This window comes from Colwellia sp., assembly GCF_013215345.1.
GTDB lineage: Bacteria > Pseudomonadota > Gammaproteobacteria > Enterobacterales > Alteromonadaceae > Colwellia.
This window is the reverse complement of record NZ_JABSOV010000052.1, coordinates 22,196-28,724: the sequence shown is the minus strand read 5'-3', so window position 1 is coordinate 28,724 and position 6,529 is coordinate 22,196. Positions and strand designations below refer to the sequence as shown.

The window sequence follows — 6,529 nt, the reverse complement described above, 5'->3', positions numbered from 1 at the left end:
TTATCGCGGTCTTTGTTAATAGTTTATTTAACTCAATCAATGAACAGCAGTTAAGTAGCAATGAGACTGAATTGACTGAAACACAAGATAGCTCTCAAAGCACCGCCAGTAATAGCATTACTACTAAGAACCATTTGCTTGAGATGCCAGATAACTTCAATTTATACTTATCTGAATATCAGGGAATTATCATTCACTGGCAGGCTGATCAAGTTCCTGATGGTGAGCTATGGTCACAGCTATCCGCAAAGGGTGATAAAAGCTGTCAAAGTATTAAATTTAATAAAGGTAGTGCTTTACGTCCTTTAACTGTTTTGGTTGAAAGCGGCAGTGAATACTTTGCTAGTTTCTCTCCCCTTGATAGTCAAGAACTAGTACAGGCACTGGCTTTTCGTGGTAAATTTTCACTCTGTGGTTATAGCTTCTCTCTTAAAGGCAGTCAAGCAGTATTGGGTAAACACAATCAGTACGCACCCTTCTTAGATAAAGACGCTTAGTTTGACCTGTACCGCTATATAATCGAATGCAAAATAAAAAAGCGGATCAATTAAATTGAGCCGCTTTTTTATAATAATTCTTTTACTGTTAACTGGTTTTTAAGTAAAGCCAATACCTGCATTCATCAGAGCTTGATAGATACTTTTCATAGCAATAGTATTCTCACTAAGAGAATCATGCCATTTATCACGTTTATCAAAGCCTAAATCGCTAATTTTAAAGTAGTGATCGGTTTTGATAGCGCTTTTATCCAGACAAGCTTTAGTGCAACCCAGCTCACAGCCGTCAATAGCAATAATAGCTCGACCTGATTTTGCCAAAGCCAGAATAGGCTCAACCTGACCGACAACCCCTGAAACACAAGACATTTCAGCAATACCGTCACCATCAAGGTTTAAAGAAATATTGTGCGCCATCTGCGCAAGGTTTGAACAACCAGAGCAAGAGTAAACTATTGGTTTACTCTTGCTGTTATCACTATTGAGTTTAGGGGATTGTTGTAAGTACGACATTAAGCCACTCCTGCGCTACCTTTTCAGCTGGCAATATTACCAATAAGAGCATTTTAACAAGCTGAAATAACGAAGAATTGATTTAGATCAATACAGCAAACAATAACCTTTATTACTTTGTGGTTATTTGTACCAGTCTGTTATTATTTGTTTTATTTTTGCCATATCCAGATATTTTTGACATGCTTGACTGACACGTTCAATGGCTTGTTCCTCAAGTACTTCAATACTCGGCGCTTGACTTACCTCATGACCAAGCCAATGCATAAAGAGTTTTAGGGCATTGGGCTGGTCAAACAAGCCATGTAAATAACAAGCTGCTATTTGACCATCTTCCGTTATTAACCCTTGTTTATCGCCTTGAATATCAAGTAGCGTATCAAGCGGTTTTTCGTCGTCATTAAGAACTGTGCTCTCACCGGCATGAATCTCATAACCACTGATTTCAACGCTTTGTCCAGCTAGTTGTAATAGTCCTGAAACATTAAGCAAGGTCTTTTGCCGCTTTAACACTGTCTTCATAGCAAAATAGCCGAGACCTTTACTGCTACCCGCTTGCCCTTCCAATCCATCGGGATCATCGATCAATTGACCAAGCATTTGATAACCACCACAAATGCCTATTACTTTGCCGCCATAACGCAGATGTTTGGCAATATCATTATGCCAGCCACGTTGACGTAAAAAGCTGAGGTCACTACGAACATTCTTACTACCAGGTAAAATAATCAAATCACAGGGAGGAATAGCTATTTTTTCAGGACTAGTATCACCTTCAGCCCCCTTAGCGAACAGAAATTGGCAATCAATATCGTTATGGTGGCGCAAGGCATCAAAATCAGTGTGATTGCTCATATGCGGATAAACTAATACCACAATACGCACTTTGCCTGAAGACGATGTGCCTTGTGTTGATGACTGTTTTGTTACCAGCGCATCTTCAGAAGATATATCTAAGCCGTGTAAATAAGGTAAAACCCCTAACACGGGTTTATTGGTTTTTTGCTCCAACCAGGTCAAGCCTGACTCAAGTAACTTAATATCGCCACGAAAGCGGTTAATGACAAAGCCAACAACTCGGTCTTGCTCTGACTGTGACAACAACATCAAGGTACCAACCAATTGCGCAAACACGCCGCCCTTATCTATATCAGCAATAATCAACACTGGGCAATCGACGGCCTCGGCAAAACCCATGTTGGCAATATCACCCTCACGTAAGTTTATCTCTGCCGGGCTTCCCGCTCCCTCTACTACCACCAATTCATATTTTTTTATTAAGCGCTGATGTGAACTAAGCACGGCTTGCATAGCCACTTTTTTATAATCTTGGTACTCACTCGCTTCCATATTCGACGATGCGTTATGGCTAAGCGCTTTGCCATGGACAATTACTTGTGCGCCAGTGTCACTATTAGGTTTGAGTAAAATAGGGTTAAAGTCGACATCTAAAGGTAAGCGCGCTGCCTTAGCTTGCAGTGCTTGTGCTCGGCCTATTTCGCCACCACAAGGGGTAACGGCACTATTGAGTGCCATATTCTGCGGCTTAAATGGTGCTACCTTAATATGTAAATCAGCAAACAAGCGACAAAGGCCAGCTACTAAGGTAGTTTTTCCTGCATCGGAAGTTGTCCCTTGCACCATCAAGGTTTTGCCTTGAGCAGATTTTGCTAACTCAAATGGGTTATTCGTAGTCTGAGTTTTACTTTGCATGTCTTGCTTGGCTTTCAATTTAAAAGTCCTCGAGCAGCGGTATGGCAATGGCCGTCACTTGCTGATGTAACTGTTGGGATGGTTGTTGATATAAATATTGGGGTTGTTGTTGGTGTGGCTCAGGGGTTGGTTTCCGGCATTGTTTTTTATCTTGATAAGGCTGGCTAACAAAAACCCGAGAGAGACTACCATGACCAATCTGTAACTTTTGATGCCAACTGGCTTGTTGCCAATCTAGTTGTAATATATGCGCTAATATCATGCGAATAACACCGCCATGGACAATAACTAAAACCCGTCGAGGTGTTTTCGATTCTGTTTGCTTAGTGGCAATAGCGATATGTTGGGCTAGCAAAATTTTCCAGGCGTTTATTACTCTATGATGAAAAACGGCTAAGGTCTCAGCCTTAGGTAATACTATCTCTGCAGGGGCTAGAAAAAAAGCTTCAAGCTGTGACCAATGCAGTTCAGGACTTAATTCATTTAGAGGACTTAGTTCATTTAGCTTTCGACTCTGCCCCTTTATGCTTGGACTTTGCGCTTCGCTAAAGGGAGTATTATCAAAAGGAATGTCATCAAAAGGAACGCCATCAAAACAGCCAAAGTTCATCTCTTGTAAATCCGGAGATATCTCTAAAGGTAAATGGCAAGCCTCGGAAAATTCTCGCGCTAAAACTTGGCAACGTATTAGAGGTGAGCAAACAATAGTTTGATAAGCTTTCGCGCTTTTTTGTTGGGCAACTAAGTATTTAAGCAAACGGCTATTCTCACTAGCAATAGGCTTTATATCTGTGCAACCATATAAAGCCGGTTTACCAGTTACCTTTACATGCCTTATTAACTCTATTTCAAGCATAAATAATACCAATTCCATTAAGTTTGTGATCTTGTTGTGCGCAGGAAAAATAAATCAGGGCAAGGCGCTTGATTGAGCAATAGCTGGCTATTGGGATTGAGGTATTTTAACCAGCACAAGTGAGCGATAATTAAATTGGTATAATTATCACTTACCCATTAACATTTTTAATAGTTAACGGAATTCCCGCGGTTACCAAGGTGACCTTATCGGCAATGCCGGCAACTTTTTGATTTAACCAACCACAATAATCAACATATAAACGGGTTGATTCGCCCATTGGGATAACACCTAGACCTATTTCATTGCTGACAATAATAACGTCAGCATTTACTGAGCCTAAAGACACGACTAAACTATCTATCTTAGTTTGTAAGTGCTGACCTTGCTCGCCGTTGCTTGCTCCATGCACAGCATAAAGTTGGTTATTCAGCCACAAGGTTAAACAGTCCAATAAATAGACCTTATTGTTATCAAGGTCAGTCAGTGTTTCGGCAAGCGCTAATGGACATTCAATTAATTGCCAGCTATCACCCCGTGCAGCTCTATCATTTTTATGCTGATTTATTCTACTGCCCATTTCCACATCAATGACAGTTGCCGTAGCAATATAAACCGCTTGTTTATTTTGCCTTGTGGTCAATTTCAGTACTTGTTGCTCGGCAAATTTCGACTTACCCGAGCGCGCCCCACCTAGAACAAAATGAATCAAGTTATTACTCCTGACAAGATATCTTTATTGATAAAGGAAACCAGCGTTAGATAAATAAGTAACTCAGAAATTTGCTGTGCTGCGCCTAAACAATCACCGGTAAAGCCACCTATTTTGTCCATAAGCCACTGCTTAAATAACCAACGAAAAATCAATAACACCAGCAACAAAGCAAATACCACTTCGCTTGCATAAAAAATTAATGGCGCAATACCTATCAAGAGTAAGATAGATAACTCAGTTGAAGACTGCGCCTGAGCTAAGGGCTTACTCTTACTTTGCTCATCGTCACTGACATAGGGCATGCTAGAAATTAAACTACCCGCAACAGCCCTAGATAAACTTGCCGCTAAAATTAGCGCTAAAAGTAAGTGGTTACTCTCTTGCTGAGCCAACTCTACTAACAAAGTAAATTTTAACAGCAAAGCCATCACTAAGGCAGCAGCGCCATAAGTACCAATACGACTATCTTTCATTATGCTTAGTCGCTTTTCTCTAGCAAAAGCGCCACCAATGCCATCAGCCATATCGGCTAAACCGTCCTCATGAAAAGCGCCTGTTAGTAGTAAACTTGCGCCCATAGTTAACAACACAGCGATATTGACGGGTAAAAAACCACTAAAAACGACATAAATCAACGTAAGAAGTAAACCTGTGACTAAGCCTACTAAGGAGAAGTATCGGTTAGCTTTATTGAGTAATGCCTCTGAATAAATCATTGATTGGGGCACAGGTAAACGTGTAAAAAAACTTAGTGCCAAATAAAATAAATTCAGCTGAGTTTTTGCTTGCGCTTTTAACTGCTCTATCTGAGACTCTTTTACCTGCACTTTTATCTCTCCATTTGCTGGCTTAGTCACACCGTAACTCCAGCACTTTCAAAACTGGCCATATTATTATAAAAACTTGCCGCCGCTTTAATCAAAGGATAAGCAAGTGCAGCACCAGTGCCCTCCCCCAAACGTAAACCTAGATTTAATAAGGCTTGGCCATCTTGCTCAGTTAATGTTTGTGCCGTTAATAGTTCAGATAGTAAATCTTGGTGAGCTTTCTCTTGCGAGACATGTGAAAATATAAGGTAGTTGGCGACATTTTTATCTAAGCGAAGGGCAACAAGTGCGGCCACACTAACAATAAAGCCATCAATAACGACCGGAATACTTTTAGCTGCCGCAGTTAATATCGCAGAGACCATTTGTACTATTTCGAAGCCGCCTAATTCAGATAAAAGAGTTAGTACCTCAGTTTGATTTAAAGTCTCAGGCTCTTTCCCGGACTCTCTACTCAACTCTTTACAAGATAGGCTAACTCGCTGTAATGCTTTCTCTATCAAAGCTATTTTTTTATTTAATTGCTCATCCGTAATACCAGTACCTCGACCGACACATTGCTCGACACTAAATGTAGTGAGCGCTGACATTAACGCAGCAGCAGAGCTAGTATTGGCAATACCCATTTCACCAAGCAATAATAACTCGACCCCCTGTGCGACTTGCGCATTAACAACTTGCCTGCCATATTCAAAGCCTTGCTCTACCTGAGTGATAGACATAGCTGGCCCTAGTGAAAAATTATTGGTGCCTGCGCCAAGTCGTTGCTCAATAAGGTTAACCCTACTCATATTACCCTTTACCGGCTGAGGTATCTTGTCCTGCTCAATCGCTTTCAATATACCGCAATCAATCACAGTTAAGGCAAGTTCATTACTTTGGCAAAAGCAGTTTATCGCCGCGCCACCCTGTAAAAAATTGAGTACCATTTGCTGGGTCACTTCACTGGGGGCAATACTTAATTTTTCTTCATTGATGCCGTGATCGCCAGCAAAAACTAACATGGTCGGCATTTTCATGCTTATTTTTTCACTGGCTTCATCAACAGTGTTAGATAAGCTAGCACTAGCAAACTTGCAGTTGTTTTCTCGTCTTTGCTGGTTAATTAAAGCGAGTTGTAAAGCCAAGGGTTCAAGTGCACCTAAGGCGCCTAGTGGTTTAGTTTTATGGTCTATTTTGGTTTGGATACTGTCGAGTGTTTCTTTACTTAAAGGTGAAATAGGCATCATGAGGCTTAGTCTAAAGAGTTGTAATAAATAATAAAAATAATGTTTTTATTTTAAGCTATTTAACTTGCTAAAAACATAACTCTTTTCACTATGATATAGCGTTAAAGTACCTTAATACCCTGTTGCTTTTTATCTTTTTATTGTTTGCACTAGTGAATTTTAGTGCTAGCTTAGCTAGG

The 6,529-nt window shown here is 40.5% G+C and carries 6 protein-coding genes and 1 pseudogene; 1 reads left to right on the top strand and 6 read right to left on the bottom strand.

Annotation, left to right across the window (positions count from 1 at the left end; translation table 11 throughout):
• Window positions 1-497, top strand: a pseudogene (locus tag HRT50_RS09830) (hypothetical protein); the annotation flags it as partial.
• Window positions 498-596: 99 nt separating this feature from the next.
• Here HRT50_RS09830 and HRT50_RS09825 read toward each other — a convergent pair.
• The 6 genes from HRT50_RS09825 to cobT all read right to left on the bottom strand — a co-directional run bounded on the left by HRT50_RS09825 (window position 597) and on the right by cobT (window position 6,350).
• Window positions 597-1,010 carry a putative zinc-binding protein gene (locus tag HRT50_RS09825; RefSeq protein WP_291613893.1) on the bottom strand — a complete coding sequence of 138 codons (414 nt, stop codon included), beginning with the start codon at window positions 1,008-1,010 and terminating at the stop codon, window positions 597-599.
• A gap of 123 nt (window positions 1,011-1,133) precedes the next feature.
• On the bottom strand, window positions 1,134-2,723 hold the full coding sequence (locus HRT50_RS09820; protein ID WP_291613899.1) for a cobyric acid synthase: 1,590 nt from the start codon (window positions 2,721-2,723) through the stop codon (window positions 1,134-1,136).
• 19 nt (window positions 2,724-2,742) lie between these two features.
• Window positions 2,743-3,579 carry a histidine phosphatase family protein gene (locus HRT50_RS09815; RefSeq protein WP_291613891.1) on the bottom strand — a complete coding sequence of 279 codons (837 nt, stop codon included), beginning with the start codon at window positions 3,577-3,579 and terminating at the stop codon, window positions 2,743-2,745.
• Window positions 3,580-3,730: 151 nt separating this feature from the next.
• Window positions 3,731-4,291 (bottom strand): bifunctional adenosylcobinamide kinase/adenosylcobinamide-phosphate guanylyltransferase, encoded by a 561-nt coding sequence (gene cobU / locus HRT50_RS09810; protein ID WP_291613890.1) that lies wholly within the window; start codon window positions 4,289-4,291, stop codon window positions 3,731-3,733.
• On the bottom strand, window positions 4,288-5,151 hold the full coding sequence (locus tag HRT50_RS09805; protein WP_367238867.1) for an adenosylcobinamide-GDP ribazoletransferase: 864 nt from the start codon (window positions 5,149-5,151) through the stop codon (window positions 4,288-4,290). Before HRT50_RS09805 ends, cobU begins: the two co-directional genes overlap by 4 nt.
• Window positions 5,148-6,350: a nicotinate-nucleotide--dimethylbenzimidazole phosphoribosyltransferase gene (gene cobT / locus HRT50_RS09800; protein ID WP_291613888.1), complete on the bottom strand. Its 1,203-nt coding sequence runs from the start codon at window positions 6,348-6,350 to the stop codon at window positions 5,148-5,150. Before cobT ends, HRT50_RS09805 begins: the two co-directional genes overlap by 4 nt.
• Window positions 6,351-6,529: the final 179 nt, after the last annotated feature.